At 52.5% G+C, this 25,488-nt stretch carries 16 protein-coding genes and 1 tRNA gene; 8 read left to right on the top strand and 9 right to left on the bottom strand.

Going from position 1 to position 25,488, the window contains the following annotated elements; all coding sequences use genetic code 11:
• Window positions 1–214: 214 nt before the first annotated feature.
• The 6 genes from T433_RS14890 to T433_RS0106910 form a co-directional block, all read right to left on the bottom strand.
• A complete protein-coding gene (locus T433_RS14890) occupies window positions 215–3,037 on the bottom strand; it encodes a galactose-binding domain-containing protein (RefSeq protein ID WP_081778407.1) in 2,823 nt (940 codons plus the stop codon).
• A 68-nt stretch (window positions 3,038–3,105) separates the two neighbouring features.
• Window positions 3,106–4,173, bottom strand: coding sequence for a glycoside hydrolase family 16 protein (locus T433_RS14885; RefSeq protein WP_052357029.1), 1,068 nt, complete (start codon window positions 4,171–4,173; stop codon window positions 3,106–3,108).
• Complete coding sequence (locus T433_RS15890) at window positions 4,174–5,670, bottom strand: glycosyl hydrolase (protein WP_081778406.1); 1,497 nt, start codon at window positions 5,668–5,670, stop codon at window positions 4,174–4,176.
• 6 nt (window positions 5,671–5,676) lie between these two features.
• On the bottom strand, window positions 5,677–6,513 hold the full coding sequence (locus tag T433_RS0106920; RefSeq protein ID WP_027455315.1) for a hypothetical protein: 837 nt from the start codon (window positions 6,511–6,513) through the stop codon (window positions 5,677–5,679).
• A gap of 39 nt (window positions 6,514–6,552) precedes the next feature.
• Window positions 6,553–8,133 (bottom strand): RagB/SusD family nutrient uptake outer membrane protein, encoded by a 1,581-nt coding sequence (locus T433_RS0106915; RefSeq protein WP_027455314.1) that lies wholly within the window; start codon window positions 8,131–8,133, stop codon window positions 6,553–6,555.
• 33 nt (window positions 8,134–8,166) lie between these two features.
• Window positions 8,167–11,334 carry a SusC/RagA family TonB-linked outer membrane protein gene (locus tag T433_RS0106910; protein ID WP_162164185.1) on the bottom strand — a complete coding sequence of 1,056 codons (3,168 nt, stop codon included), beginning with the start codon at window positions 11,332–11,334 and terminating at the stop codon, window positions 8,167–8,169.
• A gap of 267 nt (window positions 11,335–11,601) precedes the next feature.
• Between T433_RS0106910 and T433_RS0106905 the strand changes: the two genes are divergently transcribed.
• Window positions 11,602–14,487, top strand: coding sequence for a triple tyrosine motif-containing protein (locus T433_RS0106905; RefSeq protein WP_081778404.1), 2,886 nt, complete (start codon window positions 11,602–11,604; stop codon window positions 14,485–14,487).
• A 630-nt stretch (window positions 14,488–15,117) separates the two neighbouring features.
• Entirely contained in the window at window positions 15,118–15,651 is a 534-nt protein-coding gene (locus T433_RS0106900; protein ID WP_027455311.1) for a hypothetical protein, read from the top strand.
• A 154-nt stretch (window positions 15,652–15,805) separates the two neighbouring features.
• On the opposite strand, the gene T433_RS0106895 is transcribed toward T433_RS0106900, so the two are convergent.
• A tRNA-Pro gene (locus T433_RS0106895) sits at window positions 15,806–15,881 on the bottom strand.
• A gap of 159 nt (window positions 15,882–16,040) precedes the next feature.
• On the opposite strand from T433_RS0106895, the gene T433_RS0106890 reads away from it, so the two are divergent.
• The 6 genes from T433_RS0106890 (at window position 16,041) to T433_RS15885 (ending at window position 23,148) form a co-directional block, all read left to right on the top strand.
• Window positions 16,041–17,300: a 3-phosphoshikimate 1-carboxyvinyltransferase gene (locus tag T433_RS0106890; protein ID WP_027455310.1), complete on the top strand. Its 1,260-nt coding sequence runs from the start codon at window positions 16,041–16,043 to the stop codon at window positions 17,298–17,300.
• Window positions 17,301–17,309: 9 nt separating this feature from the next.
• A complete protein-coding gene (locus T433_RS0106885; RefSeq protein WP_027455309.1) occupies window positions 17,310–17,519 on the top strand; it encodes a hypothetical protein in 210 nt (69 codons plus the stop codon).
• 15 nt (window positions 17,520–17,534) lie between these two features.
• Window positions 17,535–20,462, top strand: a complete 2,928-nt coding sequence (gene porW, locus T433_RS14875; protein ID WP_052357027.1) for a type IX secretion system periplasmic lipoprotein PorW/SprE — start codon at window positions 17,535–17,537, stop codon at window positions 20,460–20,462.
• Window positions 20,463–20,466: 4 nt separating this feature from the next.
• On the top strand, window positions 20,467–22,017 hold the full coding sequence (gene porX / locus T433_RS0106875; protein WP_027449002.1) for a T9SS response regulator signal transducer PorX: 1,551 nt from the start codon (window positions 20,467–20,469) through the stop codon (window positions 22,015–22,017).
• 157 nt (window positions 22,018–22,174) lie between these two features.
• On the top strand, window positions 22,175–22,600 hold the full coding sequence (gene tsaE / locus T433_RS0106870) for a tRNA (adenosine(37)-N6)-threonylcarbamoyltransferase complex ATPase subunit type 1 TsaE (RefSeq protein ID WP_027449001.1): 426 nt from the start codon (window positions 22,175–22,177) through the stop codon (window positions 22,598–22,600).
• A 2-nt stretch (window positions 22,601–22,602) separates the two neighbouring features.
• Window positions 22,603–23,148 carry a M48 family metallopeptidase gene (locus T433_RS15885; RefSeq protein WP_081778403.1) on the top strand — a complete coding sequence of 182 codons (546 nt, stop codon included), beginning with the start codon at window positions 22,603–22,605 and terminating at the stop codon, window positions 23,146–23,148.
• On the opposite strand, the gene T433_RS0106860 is transcribed toward T433_RS15885, so the two are convergent.
• Both T433_RS0106860 and rplQ read right to left on the bottom strand, forming a co-directional pair.
• Window positions 23,141–24,847, bottom strand: coding sequence for a CotH kinase family protein (locus tag T433_RS0106860; protein ID WP_027455308.1), 1,707 nt, complete (start codon window positions 24,845–24,847; stop codon window positions 23,141–23,143). The genes T433_RS15885 and T433_RS0106860 overlap by 8 nt on opposite strands.
• Window positions 24,848–24,940: 93 nt before the next feature.
• Complete coding sequence (gene rplQ, locus T433_RS0106855; protein WP_027448998.1) at window positions 24,941–25,462, bottom strand: 50S ribosomal protein L17; 522 nt, start codon at window positions 25,460–25,462, stop codon at window positions 24,941–24,943.
• Window positions 25,463–25,488: the final 26 nt, after the last annotated feature.

Raw genomic sequence — 25,488 nt, 5'->3', positions numbered from 1 at the left:
TAGCGTTAGTTTTGGGGTCGATCTAGCCCCTGGCCGACTGCATTCCAGGGGCTGGATGGAGTCTGGCCAGGGGCTAGAAAAGAGTCATCCAGGGGCTAGAAACCGATCGTCCAGCCCCTGGATTGACAACAACATCTTAACTCTTTCAGTTTGAGACCTTTACTTTTGCAGTGCAGCACAGCCGCTCTTGCGGTCTCAAACCACCGCTTTTATATCACTTAACCACTACTTTCTTGCCGTTGACTACATAGATGCCGGCCTTTGGCTGCGCCACGCGAACACCCTGAAGTGTGTAGTACGCAGGGGCTTTCTTGACTGCCACCTCGCGGATCTGGTCGGCCACCTTCTTCTTGTAGAAGTAGATATTGTCCACATACAACGTGGTGCTCTTGTCGCCACCATCAAACTTCAGTTGGAAGGTGTTCACCAGATTGATCGGCGACTCCCAGTCGGTTGCGGCAATATCAAGACTGGTCCACTGGCCTTCGGTGATCTCGAAGGTCTTGCTCTTCTCGCCGGCAAGCGTGATGGGTGTGATGCCGATGGTGCTCATCTCGGTAGAAAGCACGTCAACATGAAGGGCAAAACCGCTGAGGTCGGGATTGGCCTCGAACTGCTGACCCACGTAGTTGAAGTTATCGACCTTGGTCACCTGATCGTCGTCGCTGACCTGGACGGCTACAGGACTACCACCACCCCAGTCGGCAAAGTGAGCTGTAGGTGCACCGGCCTCATAGGCATCGGAATAGATTGAGTAGATGTCGTACGCCTCGGTGCTGTGCTGAGGAGCAGGTGCTGCAGTCAGGACAAAGTCTTTCTGCGTGGTAAACGACACAATCATGGGGTCAGACACATTATCTTTGTCGTCTTGGGCTGTCACAGAGAGGTTGTATTCAGTCTCGCCAGTCAGTCCGGTGAGCTGGATGGTCAGATCCTCGCCTGCCTTACCACTGCGGGTAGCAAGTTCAACGTCGCCATTCTTCACGCTGTAGAGCAGCGTGCCTTCGATATTATCGGTGGCACAAACAGTCAGGACAGCCTTATGGTCTCTGACCTTAGAAGCATCAACTTTGGTCATCACGGGAGCCTCGGTATCCTCTACCGTAGAGGGTGCCTTCCAGAAGTAGATGTTATCCACATAGACTACGCCATTGCCATTGTCTATCTTCAGCTGATGGCTCAGGTTCGAGAAGTCCATATTGTAGTTTGCAAGAGGAATATCGAAGCTATTCCACTCTTTCACCTTGAGCGTACCCACCAGCTGTGAGTTCTCGGTGGGAGTGCCTGCCACGAGGATAGGCGTCATACCAAAATTCATTTCCTGCATGGGCAGGATATCGATGTGCAGATACTGCATGGCGCTGAGATCCAGTTGTGTCTGGTATTCAAAGCCCAGGTAGTTGAAGTTGCTCAGCTTCAGCATCTCGTCTTCGTCGACGGTGACAGGCTCTACAACGGTGCTCTGTCCCCAACCGCCATAAGTATAAGTGGTGGCAGGCTGATAGGCATTGCTATAGACAGACACCACATCATTGGCACGACGCTCGGCAGGTGTGGGAGCAGCTGTCAGCACAAAGACATTACCTGCAGTAGTGGCAGACAGTTCCTTGATGGCAGAGCGACCGCCATTGGCATTGATGGCAAAGATGGCAAAGTTGTAGGTGCTACCACTGGTCAGACCATTCACAACGATGGTGGAAGCCTTGCCACTATCGCCCTTGAAGTAGCGAGCTGCAACACCATTAGCAGCGACCTCGTACATCACAAAGGCAGAATTAGCATTGGTGGCAGTCAGACTGAAAGTCACACTCTCCTCGCCTGTTTCGCTGACAGCGCCGGCAGTAATTTCAGGATTCGCGAACTGTACGTCGGCAGTCTTCACGCCAACAACAGAGAAGTCGTAGATTTTCACTCCCCACTCGCTGGAAGCCTTTGTGCTCAGGAACTTCACATAGCGTGCGCCAGTCACGTTCTCGCCCGAGAACTTCTCGGTGTGGTTACTGATACCAGTGGCGCCACCATTATAGACGGCATCGCCAAAAACGCCGTCATTGCCGGCAAACGACAGGGTGAAGGCTTCAGAACAAGCTCCTTCGAAGTGGATAGAGATGGTGTTGACATCGTAGATGGCACCCAGGTCTGCTATGAAACCCGTCTCATAACTACGGGCAGCCTCATCGGCAGAGGTTGTCTTATGCAACTCCCAAAGACTGCCGTCATTGTCATCGAAGGCGCCTACAAGCGAGGCTGTCTCCGTGGCACTGCCCAAGGGATAGATGCGATACTGCCAGTTGTTCATCAGGTCTATTTTCTCGCCAGCTGCAACGGTGATCTCTACCTGGTTAGAGGTGATCTGTCCGGAAGTAGCCGTGATGGTGGTGGTACCGGCTGCAAGAGCGGTGAACACACCATTTTCGACAGTTCCCACCGTAGGATTCGTGCTCTGCCAGCTCAGGGTGCCCGTTTCGATGGCGCCACCCAACTGGTCTTTTCCTACTGCCGAAATGGCAATGGTGCTACCTACCGTGGTCTGATTGCTGGCCGCAGCGATGTTCAGGCTTGACAGCGTAAGACTCTTATCGAGGTTATACACGCCGAACTCCCAGAAGCTATAGCCATAGTTGGTGCCGCGGGCAGTTCCTCTGAACAAGATATAACGAGCTGTTGTTTCCGCAAAAGAGAAGTTCTGCATATAGGGGAAGCCGCTCAACGACTGGTCTGCGACGCTGACCAGGGCAGTACCTCCGGTCAGGTAGCCATCATCGCCCAGCGTGTTTCCTGCCTCAATCGTGAATGACTTTGCATAGGCTCCTTCCCACAGGATAGAGATGGTGTTGAACGCCGTAGTTTCGCCCAGGTCAACCTGCCACAGCTGAGGGTCTTCCTGTGCGGATTCCCAGCGTGTGTTGGTATTGCCATCGGCTGCCAGAGCAGCATTTCCAGAAGTGGCCAATGTTGCTTTTCCCGACGCCAGATTGTCGGCGAAGCTGGTCAAGGTTGCCATTGCGGCAAACAAGAGTAAAAATACCTTTTTCATACTTCTTACTGTTAGTGATTAATAAATATAGAATGGTTTTATGGTATTGCATTTTTTATCTGCCCCTACTACTTGGTCATCACCTTGACAACGCCCTTGTCGGTGCGCACCAGACAGATGCGATGCTTGGGCAGGCGACTGAGCTGGCGGCCCATCAGGTCAAAAACGGCAGACACCTCGGAAGTGCAGCCTGGGGCTACTTCCGAGATGCGTGTGCTGTATCCTTCCGGTACGGTGATAAACGACGAGTTGTCGTTCTTCTGATAGACCCGCACATAGTCTATATACATCTTTGCTTCATCGCCGCTATTCGGCAAGGCCGTGATCTTATTGGGCTCGAGTATGCCTGTATAGAGGCCACCCACCGCCAGGTCAAAGACTATGAAGAAGTCCTTGTTGAAGTAATGCCCCGTGCCCCAGTCGTCCTCGAAGCTTTCCACGCCTATCTCATAATAAGGTGAGGCATCCGGGTTGCGGTCCAGATCGAGATACATGCGAATCTTATGTTCGTCCCAGACGGCGGTGAACAAATGGAACTCGCCATCTTGCAGACTGTAGGGGGCATTCGAACTGCGGGCATAATTGGGATACTGCCCCTGACCATTGTAGTAGCCCCAATGGCAGGCACCGTTGAAGCGGTATTCCTGTTTCTGCTGACTGATGCCGGTGCCATCGCCCATCTCCAGGATATCCACCTCGCCGCAGCGTGGCCATCCCACCTGCTGAAAGTCGTTGCCCAACATCCAGAATGCGGGCCACAGACCGTTGGCTGTCTTCGGCAGCATGATGCGTGCCTCCACACGGCCGTAGGTGAAGAACAGTTTGTTTTGAGTGTTCAGGCGCCCCGACACAAACGATTTGCCGCGGTAGTTCTTGCGAGCAGCCGTCAGCGTCAGACAACTGGCACCGCTGGTGGGCTCGGTCTCGATGGTGACGTTATCACGCGTGTAGTACTGCAGTTCCTGGTTTCCGCCACCATTGCCGTTCACCTCGACGTTCCATGCGCGTTCGTCGAGACTGGTGCCGTTGAACTCATCGCTCCACACCAACTGGTAATCGTCTGTCATCTCCTGGCCGGCCTGTGCACTTGCGGTGACAGCAGCTGCCAGCGTCATCATCATAATAAGTTGTTTCATCTATTTAGTGAAAATTTTCTTGGTTCCTGTTTCTGTGCGGACCACATACAGTCCGCTTTTCCTGGGTGCACGCACCTGCTGACCTTTCAAGTCGTAATAGCGGATACCGGCGGACGCCTGAGGGCGGGTGCCCTGAATGGCCGACACCTGGCTACCTCTGGGCAGGCCCGTGGCCTGCTTCAGGTCGGGGTCGTCAGCGCTGAAGGCCTTTTCCAGTCGGATGAGCGACAGGTTGCAAGCGCGGGCATTGTCTTTCTGCAGGGTGATGGTTTGACGACCGGCCTTCAACTGGAGGTCGAAGACGTAGGGTACGTAGGTCAGAGCCGTCTCTCCCGGTTCCATCACATACTTGCTGACCAGCACCTGGCCGTCGCCATCGAGGATATTGAGACGCGGTGTCAACGTGGCACTACCCTCGGCACGAGCGGCACGAAGGAGCAACTGATACTGTCCGTCCTCGGGCACTTCAATCTGATAGGTCAACGACACGCTGGCCCCCATGCCCACCTCCACGCTGTCGCGCGTCAGCGGATCAAGGCCCCACTGGATGTCTTTCAGGTTGGATGCATCCACAAAGGCGTTGACCGGGATGGTGTCGCCAGGCTTGTAGAACTTCAGCGTGTCGCATGCCGACATATGAACATAGGCAAAGCCCAGTTTGGTGAGCGTGCCTGCAGGAATCTGCTTAGAAACATTGGGATATTCCACCAAGTTATAGTAAGGATAGCTGTTGCCATTGCGCGCTTTAAACCAAGCATAGCGTTCCACCCACTGGCTGCGCTCCAGCAGCACCAGCTTCTGGACCATGGTCTGCTGCTGGGTCTCAGCCGTCAGGCTTTTGTTTTCCCATGCGCAGAACTCCGTGAGCCACACTTTCTTTCCATAGGTCTTGGCAAAATCCTCCACAAAACCGATCATCGCCTGCGGATTGTCCATGTAGCAGTGAAGCGCCATGAAGTCGATGCGAGGCTCACGACCGTCGTTTTGCTCCTTGTAAGCCTTGATGAAGCCATCCATCCATGCTTTGGGTTGATAGGTCACGCCATCGTTGATGGCACCGTCGGGATAGTTCAGGGCAGGTGCCACCAGCTTCAGGTCGAGCTCCTCGGCCAACTGCTCCAGGGCGACCCACTTCTCGGCGGCCTGCGCCGGTGTCATGTTGGCCTGCGCCCGGAAGTTGGGCTCGTTGAAGCCCAGCAGGAACTTGTCTTGCGGATGACTCTGATAGTACGCACGCAAGTTGTCAACATTGTAGTTGCCGTTCCATGCCATCGGGGTGAACTCCATCTGCCCGCCCGCAGCAAGGTAGTTCTCGTGGGTATTGTTGGAGGCACCGCCCCAGTTATACCACCACGTGCAACCTTGTGCCAGGGCGCTCAGATCCTGAATATAGCCCAGATTATTCTCGCCAAAGCCTCGCTTGTAGCTGCGCTGAGCCTGCAGGCCCAGCACAGCACCAAGCATCCAAACAGTAATAATGACGAATGTCTTCCTCATGTGTTGTTACTTTACAAACATTTTCTTTACTTTGTCGCCACACTTGGTGATAACCAGTCCCTTGCGCTTAGCTATACGCTGACCGTTCAGGTTATAGAAACCATCAGCAGCCTTCTTGCTGGTCTTCACCGTGCTGATGCCATTGGCAACCTTGGGTCCATGGAAGAACACAGCATCGTAGTTGACAACGGTGCCCTGAACGCCGCCGGCCAGCAGTACGAAGTAGTTCTTGTCGGCATAAGCAGAAGCGTCGGCAAACGTAAACTCAGCTTTATCCTCGAACCAGGTCATGGGAATATCGATGTTGTACCACTCACCGTCGCGGGGGAAGTCGGCTACAGGCTGTACGCCATCGATGGGGTCCTTACCAAGCACAATCTTGGCTTCTTTTCCGTTGCCATCGGTCAGCTGGAAGCTAACGGTCTGTGTAGAGGTCATCTTAACGGCGAAATGTAACGACCAGTTGCTGTCGATATAGCTGAGGTCGATAGGATTGGCGGCGGCAATATTGTAGCCGAGTCCGCTCCAGCCCACATTACCTACCTCCATAGCCATATACTCACCGGGAACACCAAAAGAGTTCAAGTCGCTGGCCGTAATACCATTGAAGGTGTTTTCCCATATCCAGAGGTTGCGACCTGCATTCTCGTCAGGACCGATATAGATGTAGTTGTCGTCAGGAATGTTGGATTTCTGAGTCTCTTCGCCCAGGTAGATGCTGACATACGACTCATTGGTTGAGAACGTGAAAGGATGTTCTTCTGCCATAGTAACAGATACTTCCTGTGCCATTGCTGAGATACCACACAGCACTGCGGCTGCCATCAGATAAAATTTCTTCATAATAGTTTTTGATTTTAAGTTATTAATATAGCTAATGGATTAATAATTCGGATTTTGGGTGAGCTTGCCCAGCTGTAGTTCCTGGGTGGGAATGGGGAACACTTCGTTCTTGCCTTCCACAAAGGTGCCCCACTGCTGTTTGGCCTCGTCGTTCTCCTGAGCGATATAGGCATCCATGGTCTGCTTGGCAATGCCCCAGCGCACGAGGTCGAACCAGCGGTGGCCTTCCATGCCCAGCTCCACACGACGCTCGTGGCGGATGGCTGCACGGAGGTCGGCTTGGGTGTCGGTAAAGGTCTTGGTGGTCTTTTGGATGGTGGCGCTATAGGGGAAGGGAGCCAGACCCACACGCGAGCGAACCCTGTTGAGCAGGGTCTTGGCGGTGGCCAGGTCGGCAGCCGTGCCTACCTCGGTCAAAGCCTCAGCATACATCAGCAACACGTCGGAGAAACGAATCTGACGGTTGTTGAGCGGACCACGCGAATGGTGGGCCAATGCCGAGAAGGTGTTGTCCTTGTTGTACCAGCCCTGCTTCTTCGAGATGTACGTATTGCCGCAATAGGTCTCTTCGGCCTCGTTGGTCATGTCGGCAGGTGAGGGTGTGAGGATGGTCATCTCGCGACGGGGGTCGGCAGGCTCATACTCGTCGTAGAGGTTCTGCGTGGGACGATTGAAGCCCCAGCCGCCACCGAGATTGTTGGAGCGTGAACGTGTCAGGATCTGCGTGAAGGTGCCACGGGTGAAACCAAAACCGCCATAGTCGCTCATATCGTCTTCCATATACTGGATCTCGAAGACGCTCTCGATGCCATTCTCGCCAGGCAAGGTGAAGTTGTCGTAATAGTCGCCAAACAGGTCATACTCGCCCGACTTGACCACTTTCTCACCCCACGACTTGGCCGTGGGATAGTCTTTGCGATAGAGTGCCACCTTCATCAGCATGGCCTGTGCGGCACCTTTGGTGGCACGGCCCAGGCCGTCGGGCCCCATGGCGCTCTTCAAGGCCAGGCCTTTCTCGGCTTCCTCGAGGTCGGCCACGATGAAGTCATAGCAGTCGTCAACACTGGCACGTACGGGATACCACTTGTTGCTGCTGTCAACGATATAGTCCACGATGGGCATGCCGCCAAAGACGCGTACTAGACGGAAATAATAGAAGGCGCGCAGGAAGTGAGCCTCGGCCAACAGGCGAGTGCGCAGCGCTTCGGTCAGGTCGTCGGCCTTCAGCTCTGGCAGTTTATTAATGGCCAGGTTGGCACGCGAGATGCCAGTCCACTGGGCGCGCCAGTAGTTCAGCAGCATGTCGTTGTCGGCCTGCACCTTGAAATTATCGATGTCGTAATAGTCGCCACCATCGGCAATGTTCTGACCGCCCTTCAGCGCATCGTCGGAAGCAATGTCGCCAATGAACCACTCCGCGCAATAGGTAGAACCGAAGTCCCACTGCAATGGGGTGTAGGCTGCGTTGACGATACTCTCGGCAGCCGACTGCGACCCCGTGTTGAAATAGTCGTCAAGGCGTGTGATGCCTGGTGTTTCTTCTTCGAGCCAATCATTACAACCGGTCAGCGAGGCCACGGAAAGCCCCATGAAGAGATATTTAAAGTATTTGGTGTTCATGATGTATATGCTTTATTGATCTTACGCTTGTATTTAGAAAGTCAGCTGTGCACCCATGAGGAACGTGCGAGCCTGGGGATAGTTGCCATAGTCCACGCCACTGCCCACCTCGGGGTCGTAGCCTTTATAGCTGGTAATGGTAAAGAGGTTGCTGCAAGAAGCATAGATTCTCAGTCGGCTGATGCCGGCCTTCGCGATGAGGTTCTTGGGCAGCGAGTAGCCCAACTGGATATTCTTCAGGCGAAGGAAGCTGCCGTTCTCAACGAAGCGGTCGGAGATGGCGCTATTGATAGAGTTGTAGGGGTTGGGGATGCTGCCTTCCTGACCGATGATGTTGCCATTGTCGTCATAGACATTGTGCCACACACTGCCCATATAGTCGGCCAAAGCACACTCTGTGCCTGTGCCTTCCAGTCGGCGGCGCATGTCGTTATAGATCTTGTTGCCTGCCTGACCGGCGAAGAACATGGAGAAGTCGAAGCCCTGATAGTCGGCCGTGAGGTTGAGACCATAGGTCACCGTGGGGAAGGGATTGCCTATGTCCACCTTGTCATACTCGTCGATCTTGCCGTCGGGCTGTCCGTCAGGTCCCGCCACATCTTCGTATTTGGCATCGCCTGCATGATAGGGCTGGGCTGCACCATAGCCCCACATGGCTGTGGCTGCCTCCTCATCGGTCTGATAGACGCCCAGGTACTTGTAGCCCATGAAGGTGTAGAGGGGATAGCCCTGGTCGCAGATGCGGATGCCATCGCCATTGCGCACGATGTCGCCACCATTCAGCGAAGAGAGCTCGTTCTTGATGAACGACACGTTGGCATCGACAGAATAGTTCAGTTTGCCAATGCTGTTGAAATGGCCTAACTGGATCTCCACGCCCTGATTGCGCACCTTGCCGACATTGGCTTGTGCGTCATAAAGGTTGCCAATCCAGGCTGGACCTTTCACCGTGAGCAGCATGTCCTTGGTGTCGCGGATGAAGCCTTCGATGCTACCATAGAGCTTCTTGTTCCACAGACTGAAGTCAACACCCAGGTTCCTGGTCTCGGTCAGTTCCCAGCGGCCACCCTGGTTCTTCCAGGTGATGACGGTGGCACCCCCGGTCAGCGCCTGGGTCTGGCCCAGCACATAGCTCACAAACGTGGGGGCTGTGGTCTGAACGGTCTGGTTGAAGGCGTCATTGCCAATCTTGTCGTTGCCGATGCGGCCCCATCCGAAGCGCACCTTCATGTTGTCCAGGCAGTCCACCTTTTTCAGGAAGTTCTCTTCGCTGGCACGCCAGCCCAGAGCCAGCGAGGGGAAGTAGCCCCACTTGTTCTCAGGGAACTTATTGGTGCCGTCGGCACGCACATTAAAGGTGAAGAGGTAGCGGTCCTTATAGCTATAGAACACGCGACCCAGCCAGGAGAAGCGGCGTGAGCGACTGACGTCGTCGCCTGCCAGACGGGTGGCCTGGTCGGTGTAGTTGATGTACCAGTGGTTCTGGTTGCTGCCATCCTGCACGTAGTTGCCCGATGCCGACAGGCCATACATGTTATACTCCTCGCCCGTCTGACCGGCCATGATGGAGAAGTTGTGGTCCTGAATCTTGTTGGCATAGGTCAGGATGTTGTTCCAGATCACAGAGCTATAGCGATAGATGCTAGACGAGACGCCGTCCTTTGTGGAGTAGTCGTAGTCGGAGTGCTGATACTTCTCGCCATAGCCACGGCCGCGGTTCCAGGTCATGTCGGCGCTGACGTCAGTGCGGAAGGTGAGGCCCTTGAACGGCGTGATCTCGGCATAGAGATTGGTGACGAAGCGCTCGTTGACATTCTTAGGATGCGAATGCTCGACCATGGAGAAGGGGTTGGTGACGTTCTTGAAGTTGCTGCCGGCGGCAATCTCACCGCTCAGGTCCTTGCCCTTGCGGGTGAGCGAACCTGCTGGATAGTGGGTGGGATCCCATGGCGCCATGGCCAGCGCTGCCGAGATGATGGAAGCTCCTGCCGAGGCATTGTTGTTCATCACGGTGCGACCGTGGCTGGTCATATAGGTGGCGTTCTCGCCGACCTTCAACCAGGGCTTCATCTGGAACGAGGTGTTCACGCGCAGGGTGTAGCGCTGATAGTCGCTGCCGATGATGGTGCCGTCCTGGTCGTAGTAGCTGCCACTGATGGAATAGGTGCTCTTGTCCGTAGCGCCATCGATAGACACGTGGTGGTTTTGCATGGCTGCGCCAGAACGGAACACTTCGCTCTGCCAGTCGGTGTCCACAGCCGAATAGTCGAAACCGGCGTCGGGATGGGCTGCATCCCAACCCAGCACGGCGGGAAAGTATTCGCTGGTGGAGGTCACATAGCGATTGATGAAGGCATTGAAGCCGTTATTATAATAATAGTTGTGCTTAGAGCGGGCCACACCCGTCATCGAGAGCTGCGTCTCGAGAAAATCCTTGGACTTCATCACGTCGAGCATCTTGGTGGCGCTTTGCCATCCGTAGTAGCCGTCGTAGGTGATCTCGCTATGACCGGTCTTGCCCGTGCCGTTCTTGGTGGTGACCAGGATGACGCCGTTGGCACCGCGCGAACCATAGATGGCGGTGGACGAGGCGTCTTTCAGCACTTCCATAGAGGCGATATCGTTGGGAGAGAGGAAGGCGATATTGTCGGTGATGACGCCATCGACCACATAGATGGGGTTGGCATCATTGACGGTGCCGATACCACGGATGCGGACGGTGGCACCCGAGCCGGGCTGACCGGAGTTCAGGTTCACCGACACGCCAGCAGCACGTCCCTGCAGGGCCTGGTCTATGCTGACGGCTGGCACCTTCTTCATCTGGTCGGTGTTGACCGTGGCCACCGAACCGGTCAGGTCGCTCTTCTTCATGGTGCCATAGCCGATGGCCACCACCTCGTCGAGCATCTTGGAATCGCTGGCCATGCGCACATTGATCGTAGCCGACTTGCTGAACGCGCGCTGCACGCTCTTATAACCAATATAAGAGAACGAGAGGGCGCCTGCCTTCGTAGCCGAAAGCGAGAAGTGGCCATCAAGGTCGGTGACGGTGGCTTGCTGGGTACCGGTAATCATGACAGTGACGCCAATCAGCGGTTCGCCGTCTTGATCATCTACTACCGTTCCTTGCAGTTTGATGCTTTGAGCTGCCATCAATAGAGGTAGCATCAGTAGCGCTAAGGTAAATAGTTGTTTATTCATTATTACTTTTGGTTTTTGGTTATTGATTCGAAAATCTGGATGCAAAGATAGGCTGAATCGGACATCATTACAAAAAAAGCGCCACATAAAAAACTCACTTTTTTGCTTTTTTAGCTATTGCCAATGGTGGAAAAATACCGAAGGAATGGGCGTTTTTTATAAAATACGCAAAAAAATGCACCTCAGCACAAAAAAGAAAGAAAAAAGGTGCCACATTATATTATTTATTGTAACTTTGCGGCAACCAATAACTTAAAACCATACGACATGAGAACTGTGTTTTCATTGCTACTGACATTCTGCATGCTTTTAGCGCCCTCACCGCTCGGAGCTCAGCACCTCACTTTGCGCAACTTTGACCGCCACGCCTATCATGCTGGCACCCAGAACTGGAGCATCGCGCAGGGAGCCGACGGGCGCATGCTCTTTGGCAACGCGCTGGGCCTGCTCACCTTCGACGGGGGACAGTGGAACGTGTATCCGAACGGCAACTATAGCGACGTGCGCGCGGTGTTTTTCGACCAGGAGGAGAACCGCATCCTGGTGGGAGGCACCAAGGAACTGGGTTACTTTCAGGGCAGTAGCCGGGAGAATAAGCTGGTGTATCACAGCTTGAAACACTTGCTGAGCAACCAGGACCTCAACGAGGTGGAGGTGTGGAACATCTGCCGCTGGAGGGGCTATGCGGTGTTTCAGAACAAGACATCTATCCTGCTGTGGGACTTTAAAGACAAGATGAAGGTGGTGAGGGTGCCTCATCGCATCGAGTCGATGGCCACCGACGAAAGGGGCATCCTGATTGTGTGCAACGAGAAGGCCTACAGCTATCAGGGGCAGCAGCTCGTAGAACTGAAAGGCTTGGAACCGCTCTACGGCAAGAACGTTCGCTCTGCCCTGCCCTATCACGGCAACTACCTGCTGGCCACCGAGGAGGACGGACTGTTTCTCTATCTGCCAAGGGAGCAGCGGACGGTGGCTTTTGAACTGGACATCAGCTCTTTTCTGAAGAAAAACCAGATATTCTGTGCGGCCATCCTCGACGAGACGCTGGCCATTGGCACCATCCGCAACGGACTGGTGCTGAGAAATCTGCAGACGGGACGCACCGACTACGTGAACAGCGCTCACGGACTGGAGGAGAACACGGTGCTGGCCATAGGCTTTGACCGCCAGCACAACATCTGGATGGGACTGAACAACGGCATCGCCTATGCGCTGACTTCGGGCAGCTACTACAAACTGCTGAACAATCATATTGGCTCGGGATGCGCCTCGGCACTGATGGACGACAGGCTATACCTGGGCACCAGCCAGGGCCTCTTCGTGGCGGGCTACCCGCTGAAGAACGGACCGACACAGGAGGAGGTGAGACTGGTGGACGGCATGAACGGACAGGTGTGGTGCCTGACGCCCGCCGACGGCTACCTGATCTGCGGCACCGACCACGGGGCTTTCGTCATAGACAAGGGGAAGTCGCAGCGTATCAAGGGGGCGCTGGGCACACTGCAGGTGGTGCCACTGAGGCATCATCCGGGCTATCTGCTGGGATGCGACTACGAGGGATTCTTCATCTTGAGCCAAACGGGGGCTCGCGTCACGCTGACCCACCGCCTGAAGGGCTTTCCGGAGATCAGCGGAAAGATACTGGAGGACAGCGATGGCAGCATCTGGGTGTCGCACTGGCAGAAGGGCATCTATCACTTCCGCCTGAGCAGCGACCTGCTGAAGGCGGAACAGGTGGAGTACTTCCACGAGGGCAACGGCCTGCTGGTGGACAACCTCAACACAATCTGCAGGATCAAGAACAGGGTGTACGTCTCGTCGGTGGACGGACTGCATCAGTACGATGCCAAGCGGCGACAACTGGAACTGAACAAGGACATCAGCAGCATATTCAACAAGTATGGAAGCCCGCTGACCATCTACGAGACGCCCGAAGGCGACCTCTGGGCCTACACCGTGGGCTTCATGGCTCTGGCACAGCGCAAGGGCAAGGGCTACGTGGTGGACAACGTGTCGTACAACGGCATGATAGACAACCTGCAGATGTCGATGGGCGACCCGAGCTTCCTGGAGCGCCAGACCATCTTCAACGGTCTGGACGGCTTCTACGTGGCCTTCCACGACGAGCACCCCATGAAGTACGAGTCGAAGGTTTACGTGAGACGCATCTACAGCACCAACGAGGGCGACTCGCTGGTGTACATGTACTTCCCGCAGAAGGAGCAACAGCCACTGCGGGTGGCCCACGGTCAGAACTCGCTGCGCATAGAGTTTATCATGCCCGAATACCGCGACCCGCAGGCTGTGGCCTACTCCTACTGGCTGGAGGGCTACGACAAGGCGTGGAGCTCGCCACAGGTGGTGAACAACAAGGAGTACAAACACCTGCCTAAGGGCATCTACACCTTCCACGTCAAGGCACTGAACCGACTGACCGGACAGGAGGACGAGTTCCAGCAGCGCATCGAGATTCTGCCGGCATGGTATGAGACGTGGTGGGCTTACCTTATATATATAATACTGCTGGGACTGACAGTCTATGCGTTGGCTAAGTATCAGAAGGCGCGCTACAACGACAAACTGCGCCGCGTGAAGAAGGAACAGGAGCGACAACTGCGCGAACAGGAACGCGAGTTCCAGATACAGCAGGCCCAACAGGAGAAAGAGCTGGCACTGCTGCGCAACGAACAGCTGAACATACAACTGAAACACAAAGCCAGCCAACTGGCCGACTCGACCATCAACCTGGTGCGCAAGAACGAGATGCTGCAGGAGATAGACCAGTCGATGTTTGAACTATCGGAGGGCGTGAAGCACGACGAGGCGAAACCGGCCATTCAGAAACGCATCAAGGACATCAGACGAGGTATAGACATGAACATGAGCGACGACTCCAACTGGCAGAAGTTTGAAGAGAACTTCAACCTGGTCTACGACAACTTCATGCAGAAGCTCACCGAACAATTCCCCGACCTGAAGATGAACGACCGCAAGTTGTGCGCCTACCTGCGCATGAACCTGTCGTCGAAAGAGATTGCCTCGCTCATGAACTGCAGCGAGCGCAGCATCGAGACCGCCCGCTACCGACTGCGCAAAAAACTGGCTCTGGACCAGGGCGACAACCTCGTGGCCTTCCTGCAGAAATACTAACGGCAGGCCACCGGGGCGGCGTGGCAGCATCTTTCTAGCGGCGTGGCAGCACAAAAGTGGCGCTTCTGCAACGCAATAGTGGCGCTATTGCATCCTAATACTTATGGTTTTGACTTGCAATAGCGTAACTTTTGATCCCGATCTAGACTCTAGACTACACCATTCTAGACTCTAGATTGACCCGATCCAGACTCTAGAATGACCTTATCTAGACTCTAGAAATGTACTTTCCAGACTCTGGACCAAAAACAAAAGTGCCACTATGAGGGGACGAAAGTGCCACTATGAGGGGACGAAAGTGCCACTATGAGGGAGCAAAAGCGCCACTACGAGGCGCAGGAAGCAGCCGTTTTACGCAGCCGAAGTAGCACTATAATGGATGGAAAAATACTCAATTATTTAATAATTATTTAATTTTATTGTCAGAAATTTGGTAATTTCGAACAAATTATTTACCTTTGCGAGGAATTACAACTATAACATATCTTAAACTGTCGAAAAGAACCGGCATTATGTCGAAATCTTTAAAACAATGGAAAATGAAGTAGTGAAGAAACCAAAACAATGGAAAATGAAGTAGTGAAGAAACCTCAAGACTTATAAAAGATAACATAATTTACACACGATAAGATGGGATCAAATACAAACAACTGGACTTTAGGAGAAGTTGCCGTGCTCCGAAAACAAGAGCGAATCTTGAAGAAAAGCGGCAAAACCACATATAAACAGTATGTAAACTCTCGCTATCTGTGCATACGCGAAGAGAGCGCCAACGAGCATGGCATACTACTGAAGGTGCTTGGCAAGACAACGCCCAAGCATATACGTTTTTGCGCTGGTGAGCCATTCAGCAAAGACGATATCGACGCTCAGTTCTACAGCAGTGTTTACTATGGCTACCCCTACGTCTCAAGCAACGAACTAGAGGAGGCCTTGAGCATTCTGCGCGAGAATCCTAAACTACTGAACCTGCTAGAGGAAGCATCCATGCGCACCAACCCCGACTCTACGTTCTGGGTGAGGGATATCAAGCGCAACCTGCTGTTTCAGAAGCAACTGCAGTATATGGACGGAAAGACAGGCGAGCTTTGCAGCCCCAGCGACAACGAGCCTCGCTATCGCATCTCGATTGTGTATTTCTACAAAGGTGAACTGATCTGGTAAGCATACCATCATAATAATAAAAGAAGGTCGAACGGCTAACACCCGCTCGACCTTCTTTTATGCCATCCCCCCCCCCTGGGGAGGCCAGGAGGAGGGAACTCCCACAAGACACAAAAAAAATCCAAACTACTGAAACAGTAATTTGGATTCTCTTTGGTCGGGATTACTGGACTCGAACCAGCGACCTCGCGCCCCCCAGACGTGTGCGCTACCAACTGCGCTAAATCCCGATCATGATGCGCTTCTTTCGAATTGCGGATGCAAAGGTACTGACTTTTTCCGAAACCACCAAATTTTTCTGCATCTTTTTCACGTTTTTCCAAAAAACTTTAATTATTAAGGGGTGACAGTAGCATTATGACATTTATTTTGTAACTTTGCCGTCAATTATGGAGACTTATAATATCATAGCACCAGAGAGGCTGCAGGCGACCATCAAACTGCCTGCCTCGAAGAGCATTTCTAATCGTGCACTCATCATACACGCACTGACCGGCGGCGACACACTGCCCGACAACCTGAGCGACTGCGACGACACGGAGGTGATTGTACGCGCACTGGAACAGATGCCTCACGTCATCGACATCAAAGCGGCCGGCACGGCCATGAGATTCATGACGGCATTCCTGTCGGCCACGGAGCACGGCGAACACGTCATCACGGGCACCGACCGCATGAAGCACCGCCCCATCAAACTGCTGGTGGACGCGCTGAGACATCTGGGTGCCAACATTGAATATGAGGGGGAGAACGGTTTTCCGCCACTGAGAATCTGCGGACAGCAGTTGGAGGGTGGCGAGCTGGAGATAGCCGGTAACATGTCGTCGCAATACACCTCGGCCCTGCTGATGATAGGCCCGGTGCTGAAGAAAGGACTGACACTGCGACTGACGGGCGAGATCATCTCGCGCCCCTACATAGACCTGACGCTGTGGACCATGCGCGAGTTTGGCGCTGACGCCGAATGGACGTCGATAGACACCATCACCGTGCAGCCTAAGCCCTACGTGGCACGCCCCTACCTGATAGAGAACGACTGGAGCGGCGCCAGCTACTGGTACGAGATGGTGGCGCTGAGCAAGGACGAGGAGGCCGAGGTGAAACTGAGCGGACTGATGGACGGTTCGAAGCAGGGCGACTCGGGCGTGCGCTATCTGTTTAGCCTGCTGGGCGTGAAGACCATCTTCGAGACGAAAGAGCCGGGCGTGCCCACCACGGTGACGCTGAAGAAGAGCGGACGCCACGTGCCCAGACTAGAATATGACTTTGTGAACATGCCCGACCTGGCGCAGACGTTCGTGTGCACGTGTTGCGCACTGGGCGTGCCCTTCCACTTCACAGGACTGCAGACACTGAAGATCAAGGAGACCGACCGCATAGCGGCGCTGCAGACTGAGATGAGGAAGATGGGCATCGAACTGAAGAGCATCAACGACAGCGAACTGATGTGGGACGGCAAGCGACAGCCTACAGCCAACGGCAACGCGTCCTACACCATAGACACCTACGAGGATCACCGCATGGCACTGGCCTTTGCGCCAATGGCCTTCCGCATACCTATCAGCATCAACAACCCGCAGGTGGTGAGCAAGTCGTACCCCATGTTCTGGGATGATCTGGAGAAAAATGGATTCACAATCAACAAGTAATAAAAGAATATGCAGTTTGCACTAATTTGTTTCATCTCACTGGCAGTGCTGGGCATTGTGGCAGCACTGTCGTCAATGCTGACGAAAGGCGGCACCGACGCGCCCGTAGTGGAGGGCGAGGACTGTGCCACATGCAGCAGCAAAGCATCGGGCGACTGCAAGATAGCCTGCCTGATGGAAGAGAAAAAACGCCGCGAGGGCAATAAAACGGCCGTTTAGGAGTTTTTCTTTTAGATGCGTAGATTATTATATATAGGTATAGGTAGCGTCATCAGCTTCCTGCTGATGACAGCTTGCTCTACGCAAAAAAATACGGGGAATAGCCGCTTCTGGCATTCTTTCACAGCCAAATACAACACTTACTACAACGGCTCGCTGGCCTACATAGAGGGCGACGAGGAGAAAGAAAAGGGCAACAAGGACAACTTCACGGAGATGTTGCCCCTCTACGTGGTGGGCAATAAGAAAAGCCGTGACCTGGGAAAAGGAAAGTACGACCGCACGATAGAGAAGATGGAGAAGACCATCAAACTGCACTCTATCAAGGCGAAGCCGGTGTGGAACAAGACCAGGAAAAAAACGGCACGCGACAGGGAATGGTTGTCGCGCGGCGAATACAACCCGTTCCTGTGGAAGGCTTGGATGCTGATGGGACAGGCACAGTTTCAGAAGGGGGCCTTCGACGAGGCGGCCGCCACCTTCTCGTACGTCAGCCGCCTGTATCAGGGGCAGCCGGCTATCAACGGCATGGCACGCGCCTGGCTGGCACGCTGCTACACCGAACTGGACTGGCTGTACGATGCCGAGGACGTGATCAGAAACATGAACCGCGACAGCATCCACTACAAGGCGCAGAAGACATGGGACGCCACAATGGCCGACTTCTACCTGAAGAACGGCGAACTGGAAAAGGCACTGCCCTACCTGCACAAGACGGCCAAGCACGAGAAGCGCACAGCGCAGAAGGCACGCATATGGTACCTGACAGGACAGGTGGAGGCGGCGCTGAACCACAAGGAGCTGTCGTACAAGGCCTACCAGAAGGTGGTAAGACTGAACCCACCCTACGAACTGGAGTTCAACGCACGGATAGCACAGACCGAGGTGATGGCCAAGGGAAATGCGAAGAAGATGATTAGCCGACTGAAGCGTATGGCGGCATCTGACAATAACAAGGACTACCTGGACCAGGTGTATTACGCCATCGGCAACATCTACCTGATGCAGAACGACACGGCCAAGGCTATCGGGGCCTATGAGAAAGGCAACGAGAAGGCGACGCGCAGCGGTATAGAGAAGGGTGTGCTGCTACTGAAATTGGGCGACCTGTACTGGATCAAGGAGAAATACAACGATGCGCAGCGTTGCTATGGCGAGGCCATAGGTCTGCTGGACAAGGATCGCGACGACTACGAGGAACTGGCTCACCGCTCGAAGGTGCTGGACGAACTGGTGCCCCACACGGATGCGGTGTATCTGCAGGACTCGCTGCAGGTGCTGGCAAAACTGCCCGAGAAGGAGCGACTGGCTGCCATCGACCGCGTGATAGACGCACTGAAGAAAAAGGAAAAGGAGGAACGCGACAAGGCGCTGGAGGCCCAGGTGAACAAGTTGCAACAGAGCATCAGCGCCACCAACGGACGTAACACACGCAACACGACGCCACAGCAGAACAACACGACGTCGAGAGACGGCAAGTGGTACTTCTACAACCAGATGGCGGTGAACCAGGGTAAACAGCAGTTCCAGCGACAATGGGGCAAGCGTGAGAACGTGGACGACTGGCAGCGCGCGAACAAGACGGTGGTGAACCTACAGGGGGAGGCCAACGGCGAGGAGACGACCGACAGCCTGAACACGGCGGAGAACGAGGAGAACAACGAGGTGAGCAACGAGACCGACACGGCGGAGAACGACACACTGGCCAACGACCCACACAACCGCGAATACTACTTGGCACAGATACCTTTCACCGAGGACCAACTGGCGGAGAGCAATGCGACCATCATGGACGGACTGTTTAACTCGGGCATCATCTTCAAGGATAAACTGGAGAACCTGAAGCTATCGGAGAAGCAGTTGCTGAGACTGACATCGCAATACCCTGAATACGAGCAGAACGACCAGGCTTGGTATCATTTGTTCTTGCTATACTCGCTGAGGGGCGACACACTGATGGCCAACAACTGTCTGGCTCGCATGCAGGCTGACTATCCGGAAAGCGAATGGACCATCTTGCTGAGCGACCCGTACTTCGAGGAGAACGCTCGCTTTGGCGAACATCTGGAGGACTCTATCTATGGCGCCACGTACGAGGCTTTCAAAGCCAACAAGCACGAGATGATTCAGGCCAACGCCAAACTGTCGGCAGAACGGTTCCCACTGGGTGAGAACAGGGCTAAGTTCTTGTTCATCAACGGACTGAGCCTACTGAACCAGGGCGACGCCAAAGGCTGTGTGGAGAACCTGAAGACGGTGGTGGAGAAATATCCGCAGAGCGAGGTGTCGGAGATGGCGGGCATGATCGTCAAAGGCGTGCAGGAGGGAAGAACGCTGCATGGCGGCAAGTTCGACCTGGACGATATATGGTCGAGACGCGACATCACGGCAAGCAACGACTCGGTGGCTGCCGACACGCTATCGGCTGAGCGCAACATGCCGTTCCTCTTCATCTTGGTTTATCAGCCTGATTCGCTGAATGAGCACTCAACAGAAGGACGCGCGACTTCGGGAGAGAACCAGCTGCTGTTTGAGATGGCACGGTTTAACTTCTCTAACTTCATGGTGCGCAACTTTGACATGGAGATTGAACGTGACAACGGCATCAACCGCATGATGATACGGGGCTTCCTGAACTTCGACGAGGCGCTGCAATATGCCAGACAGCTGCACGCTGCCGAGGCCATGGGCAAGATGCTGAAACGATGTCGCACGCTGGTGATCAGCGAGCATAACCTGGCGCTGATAGGCACGCGCTATAGCTACAAGGACTACGACGAGTTCTACGAGAAGACGTTCTTGCCACTGCCCATCTCCAACGAGGATCTGCTGCAGCAGCCAGACTACGAGCAGCCTGTGATAGATGCTGAGGACGAGCCAACCTCTAAACAGGAGGAGGACAGCGGCGATGACGATGAGTTTGAACTAGAAGACTTATGGTAACGATATGACAAACGGACAACTGCTATGGGTGGATGATGAGATGGAGCTGCTGAAGGCCTATATCATCTTTCTCGAGAAAAAAGGATACGAGGTGACAACGGTATCGAATGGTACTGATGCCATAGACTTGTGCGAAGAGCGCTCGTTTGACCTGGTGATTCTGGACGAACAGATGCCGGGACTATCAGGGCTGGAGACACTGCAACGCATCAAAGAGATTGCACCCGCAACTCCTGTAGTGATGGTTACCAAAAGCGAAGAGGAGAACATCATGAACCAGGCCATCGGACAAAAGATTGCCGACTACCTGATAAAACCGGTGAACCCCAACCAGATTCTGCTGACACTGAAAAAAAATATTCACCGACGCGAGATCGAGACGGAGGTGACTCAGAGTCAGTATCAGCAGCAGTTTCAACAGATTGCCATGCAAATCATGGACTGTAACACTTGGAACGACTGGGTGGAGGTGTATAAACGACTGGTGCACTGGGAACTGCAGCTAAGCAGCACGGACTCGCAGATGTCTGAGATGCTGGCCATGCAGAAAGAGGAGGCTAACCTGGGATTCTCGAAGTTCGTGAAGAAGAACTACATGGACTGGATCACGGACAATAAGCCTGCGCCGCTGATGTCGCATCGCATCTTCAAAGAATGTGTGTTCCCCCTACTCGACCAGAAAGAGAAGGTCTTCATGGTGGTGCTCGACAACTTTCGATATGACCAATGGCGCATGCTGGCACAGGAGATTGGCGACCAGTTTGACATTGACGAGAATGTGTATTCGTCGATACTGCCCACGGCTACACAATATGCACGTAATGCTATCTTTAGCGGACTGATGCCCAACAAGATTGCAAAGATGTTCCCAGACCTGTGGGTGGACGAAGACGAGGAGGAGGGCAAGAACCTGAACGAGGGACCACTGATACAGACGCAGTTGGAGCGCTATCGCAGGCACGAGGCGTTCTCATACCATAAAATCAATACATCGGCAGAGGCTGAGAGGTTTATGCAACAGTTGAACACACTGGACAAAAACCAGCTGAACGTGGTGGTATTCAACTTTATCGACATGCTGAGTCATGCCAGAACGGAATCGAGAATGGTACGTGAACTGGCTAACAGCGAGTCGGCCTACCGCAGCATCACACTATCATGGTTCCGCCACTCGGTGATTGCTGAATTCTTTAAATGGCTGGCACAGACGGACTACAAGGTGATTGTGACCACCGACCACGGCAGCATCCGTTGCACAAAACCGGTGAAGATTGTGGGCGATCGCAACACGAACACCAACCTGCGCTATAAACTGGGAAAGAACCTCTCGTACGACTCTAAGGAGCTGTTCGTCATCAAGGAACCGGAAAAGGCGCAGTTGCCCTCACCCAACCTTTCGACAAGCTACGTATTTGCCACCAGCGATGCGTTCTTTGCCTATCCAAACAATTATAACTATTATGTGTCATACTACAGAGATACATTCCAGCATGGAGGCATCTCAATGGAGGAAATGATTATCCCACTCATCACAATGACGGGAAAGAAAAGATAATGCAGTATCGAAGAAAAGATAATGCAATAGGAAAGAAAAGATAATGCAATAGGAAAAAAAGATAATGCAATATGGAAATAAAGATAATGCAATATGGAAATAAAGATAATGCAATAGGAAAGAAAAGATAATGCAATAGAAAAAAAGATAATGCAATATGGAAATAAAGATTGAAAGCATCGAAACAATTCGCAACGCGGCACGCGAATTTATCAATAATCTGGGCGAACACCGCGTGTTTGCCTTCTACGGAAAAATGGGAGCCGGAAAGACGACCTTCATAAAAGCTATCTGCGAAGAACTAGGCGTAGAAGACGTCATCACCTCTCCTACATTCGCCATCGTCAACGAATACAGCATTTCACAACCCATAGAGGGTATAGACAATAGTCTGTTCCACTTCGACTTTTACAGAATTAAAAAACTGGAAGAGGTATATGACATGGGCTACGAAGAATACTTCTACAGTGGTAGTCTATGCTTTATAGAATGGCCAGAACTCATCGAAGAGGTACTACCTGAAGACGCCGTGCGTGTCACCATCGAAGAGAATGCCGATGGCTCACGAAGCGTGAAGTTCTAAGAATGAAGATTGTTGTAACATACCGACAAACAAGCCGACTATCCATGCGCATCGTCAAGAATGGCGATGTGCATGTTTCTGCTCCACGACTCCTGTCACGCACAAAAATAGAACAATTCATCGAGCAACACCGTAACTGGATAGAGAAAGCACACAAGAAAAAAATGGAGGCAGAGCAGAAACGAAAACAGTTTTACGCACAACTACCCCTAAAGAAGCGATCTGAGCGCTCCGAAGCCGTTAAGCGGCTAGACACCAAGGTAAGCCCCTTATTGGCCTACCACGCCCCTAAAATGGGCGTAAAACCCTCCGAGATTATATACAAAGCCACCACCTCACGCTGGGGTATGTGTAATCCACGCACAAAACAAATTTGCTTCAGTTTATATCTTTTGTTGCTGCCAGACTGGTGCATAGAGCATGTGGTGGTTCACGAGTTGGCTCATCTGAAGGAAGCTAACCATGGGCCTCGTTTCTATGCTCTGATGGACCAGCACTTTCCAATGTGGAAAGAAGCCAAGAAAGCAACCGCGAAAATAGTTATTTAACCACCACTTTCCTACCCTTATAAAGATAGATTCCTGATTTAACAGGTCTTTCTCCTAACTGACGACCGTCGAGAGTGAACCACTCTTCCTGCGCATGGTTGTCTGTGCTTTGTTTGATACCTGTATCATAGGCGCCCCATTGCTCTGTGAGGAACTGGACTTTGCGACTCAAATTCCACTTGAAACTATCTTTTCTTCCGTTGATGTTATCTTGTTTATACTGTGGCCAGCGAATACCATCACACTGGCTGGCTTCTGCTATCTGATTAATAAACTCATCAATATAGGTATCTACTTGTGAGTAATTAACGGACAAGAAATGCCACCATAGTTGTTTTACACGTTCTTGGAAACGAGGATAACGGGCTATCTCCCCTATCCAGCTCTGCGAGAAGCTGGGCTTATCATAAATAAAACGCAGATGATCACGACGGAAGGCATTACCGAAGTCCCATACTGGACCAAACTTTAGTTTACTGTCAAAGCCTCTGTCCTTACTGATAAAACAACTGCCATGAAACGACTCACAATCATCCATGATTTCTTGAACAATGTAATAACGTGCAAGGACGTCCATATCTATTTTTTCCTCCCATTCCGTAGAACTCTTATCTGTCTGATAGATGGCGGCATCTGTAGCTTTCAGGCAATCGGACAGATAGTCATATTGCTCTTCTGAAAGTGTATCAGGAGAGTGGTATGTGAAACGAAGCATTTCACCATTAGACTCACAGAAACGTATTTGTTGATCATCATCGTAGTTGTCAATCTCTATCAGCCAACCACCTGTGATGTTATAAGGATCAGTTTCACGATTGTCTTGCTCCACAATATTCACTCTATCATGGGCAACACGAATCTTTTCTGTAAGCATATATAGTCCCTTGTAATCGCCATTGAGGACCAATTCTACGGGACGCTGAGAAGGGGTATAGTCAAGCCCCATAAGGCGACTCAGTTCAAAGCCGACTGTATTGCGTAGCGTTGCATAGTCGTCATCTGCATTGGCCATCAATACAAAATGACGGCTTTGGGTCAAACCCATGGGTGTCACTTTCTCTTCAAACTTTAGTCGATATGGCTTTTTCTCAAAGGCAGACCATGTATAGTTTCCACGTCCTTTAATCCATAACGACAATGGAGCTTCTTCACTGCCCAACGGGCTATACGCGCTACCGTTTGGAACATTCAAGAAACAAGAGCCATGAACATAGTTATCCTTGGAGTCAACAGGATTCTCGGTATTGATATACAGAACTGGTAATGTACCGGAGAAGGATTGCGCTATTGACTCATTCAAGGTAATATGATAACGGAACTCAGACGGGACTATTTCTATGGTATAAGTACCTGAAGTACGCGCCAGATACCAAGCTCCGCCATCTACGACCATTTCTCCCGACAGCTCCTGGCAGCCATCATAGGGAGCACATAAAAGATTCTTCCAGAAATCACTCCGTCCAAAAGCAGAAGAAGGTACTATCTTAAACCAACCATCATCCGTATTACAGGAGACCGTTATCTTCCAAGTCACACCATCATCTTGCAAAACAAAGGGATAATCCTTGTTTTGTTGATCCCAATTGTTGAGCCATCCTATTAAATAATAGCTCTCGGGAGTCTGCGCCTTAGACTCCTGGGCAAAACATGTAAATGGTATAAATATATAAATAAGAATGCTGAAGACAACGAATCTCATAATTCAAATAATTAGTGGAATAAAAAAAGTGCCCCCACCTTCACGATGGGAGCACTTAATATATTTACATCATAAAACTCGTTTAACGGAGTCTTACTCTGCCTTTGCCTCTTCAGCAGCAGGTGCCTCAGCAGCAGGAGCTTCCTCAGCCTTAGCCTCCTCAGCAACAGGAGCCTCCTGTGCAGGAGCTTCAGCCTTAGTAGCCTTGCGTGAACGACGAGTAGTCTTCTTCTTGGTCTCAGTCTTTGCCATTTCTGGATCGAAGTCTACGAGCTCGATGAAGCAAATCTGAGCAGCGTCACCCTGACGAGCACCCAGCTTTATGATGCGGGTGTAACCACCGGGACGATCGCCTACCTTCTCAGCTACCGTAGAGAAAAGCTCCTTGATAGCGTCCTTGTTCTGAAGGTAGCTGAATACTACACGACGAGAATTAGTTGAATCCTCCTTTGCCTTAGTTACAAGGGGCTCAACATACTTCTTGAGGGCCTTAGCCTTAGCCACGGTCGTAGTGATTCTTTTGTGCATGATCAGCGAGATAGCCATGTTAGCAAGCATGGCACTGCGGTGAGATGCAGTACGACCGAGATGATTGAATTTCTTATTATGTCTCATTGTTGTTTTTACTTTTTATTGGGCAA

It is taken from the genome of Xylanibacter brevis ATCC 19188, from assembly GCF_000621725.1.
GTDB classification, from domain to species: Bacteria; Bacteroidota; Bacteroidia; order Bacteroidales; family Bacteroidaceae; genus Prevotella; species Prevotella brevis.
Note: the sequence above shows the minus strand (reverse complement) of the source record. Positions and strands in the feature narration are given on the sequence as shown.

Excerpts from the sequence above, each read along its gene's own strand:
- T433_RS14890 (WP_081778407.1), bottom strand. The coding sequence starts at position 3,037 with ATGAAAAAGGTATTTTTACTCTTGTTTGCCGCAATGGCAACCTTGACC.
- T433_RS14885 (WP_052357029.1), bottom strand. The coding sequence starts at position 4,173 with ATGAAACAACTTATTATGATGATGACGCTGGCAGCTGCTGTCACCGCA.
- T433_RS15890 (WP_081778406.1), bottom strand. The coding sequence starts at position 5,670 with ATGAGGAAGACATTCGTCATTATTACTGTTTGGATGCTTGGTGCTGTG.
- T433_RS0106920 (WP_027455315.1), bottom strand. The coding sequence starts at position 6,513 with ATGAAGAAATTTTATCTGATGGCAGCCGCAGTGCTGTGTGGTATCTCA.
- T433_RS0106915 (WP_027455314.1), bottom strand. The coding sequence starts at position 8,133 with ATGAACACCAAATACTTTAAATATCTCTTCATGGGGCTTTCCGTGGCC.
- T433_RS0106910 (WP_162164185.1), bottom strand. The coding sequence starts at position 11,334 with ATGAATAAACAACTATTTACCTTAGCGCTACTGATGCTACCTCTATTG.
- T433_RS0106905 (WP_081778404.1), top strand. The coding sequence starts at position 11,602 with ATGAGAACTGTGTTTTCATTGCTACTGACATTCTGCATGCTTTTAGCG.
- T433_RS0106900 (WP_027455311.1), top strand. The coding sequence starts at position 15,118 with ATGGGATCAAATACAAACAACTGGACTTTAGGAGAAGTTGCCGTGCTC.
- T433_RS0106890 (WP_027455310.1), top strand. The coding sequence starts at position 16,041 with ATGGAGACTTATAATATCATAGCACCAGAGAGGCTGCAGGCGACCATC.
- T433_RS0106885 (WP_027455309.1), top strand. The coding sequence starts at position 17,310 with ATGCAGTTTGCACTAATTTGTTTCATCTCACTGGCAGTGCTGGGCATT.
- porW (WP_052357027.1), top strand. The coding sequence starts at position 17,535 with ATGCGTAGATTATTATATATAGGTATAGGTAGCGTCATCAGCTTCCTG.
- porX (WP_027449002.1), top strand. The coding sequence starts at position 20,467 with ATGACAAACGGACAACTGCTATGGGTGGATGATGAGATGGAGCTGCTG.
- tsaE (WP_027449001.1), top strand. The coding sequence starts at position 22,175 with ATGGAAATAAAGATTGAAAGCATCGAAACAATTCGCAACGCGGCACGC.
- T433_RS15885 (WP_081778403.1), top strand. The coding sequence starts at position 22,603 with ATGAAGATTGTTGTAACATACCGACAAACAAGCCGACTATCCATGCGC.
- T433_RS0106860 (WP_027455308.1), bottom strand. The coding sequence starts at position 24,847 with ATGAGATTCGTTGTCTTCAGCATTCTTATTTATATATTTATACCATTT.
- rplQ (WP_027448998.1), bottom strand. The coding sequence starts at position 25,462 with ATGAGACATAATAAGAAATTCAATCATCTCGGTCGTACTGCATCTCAC.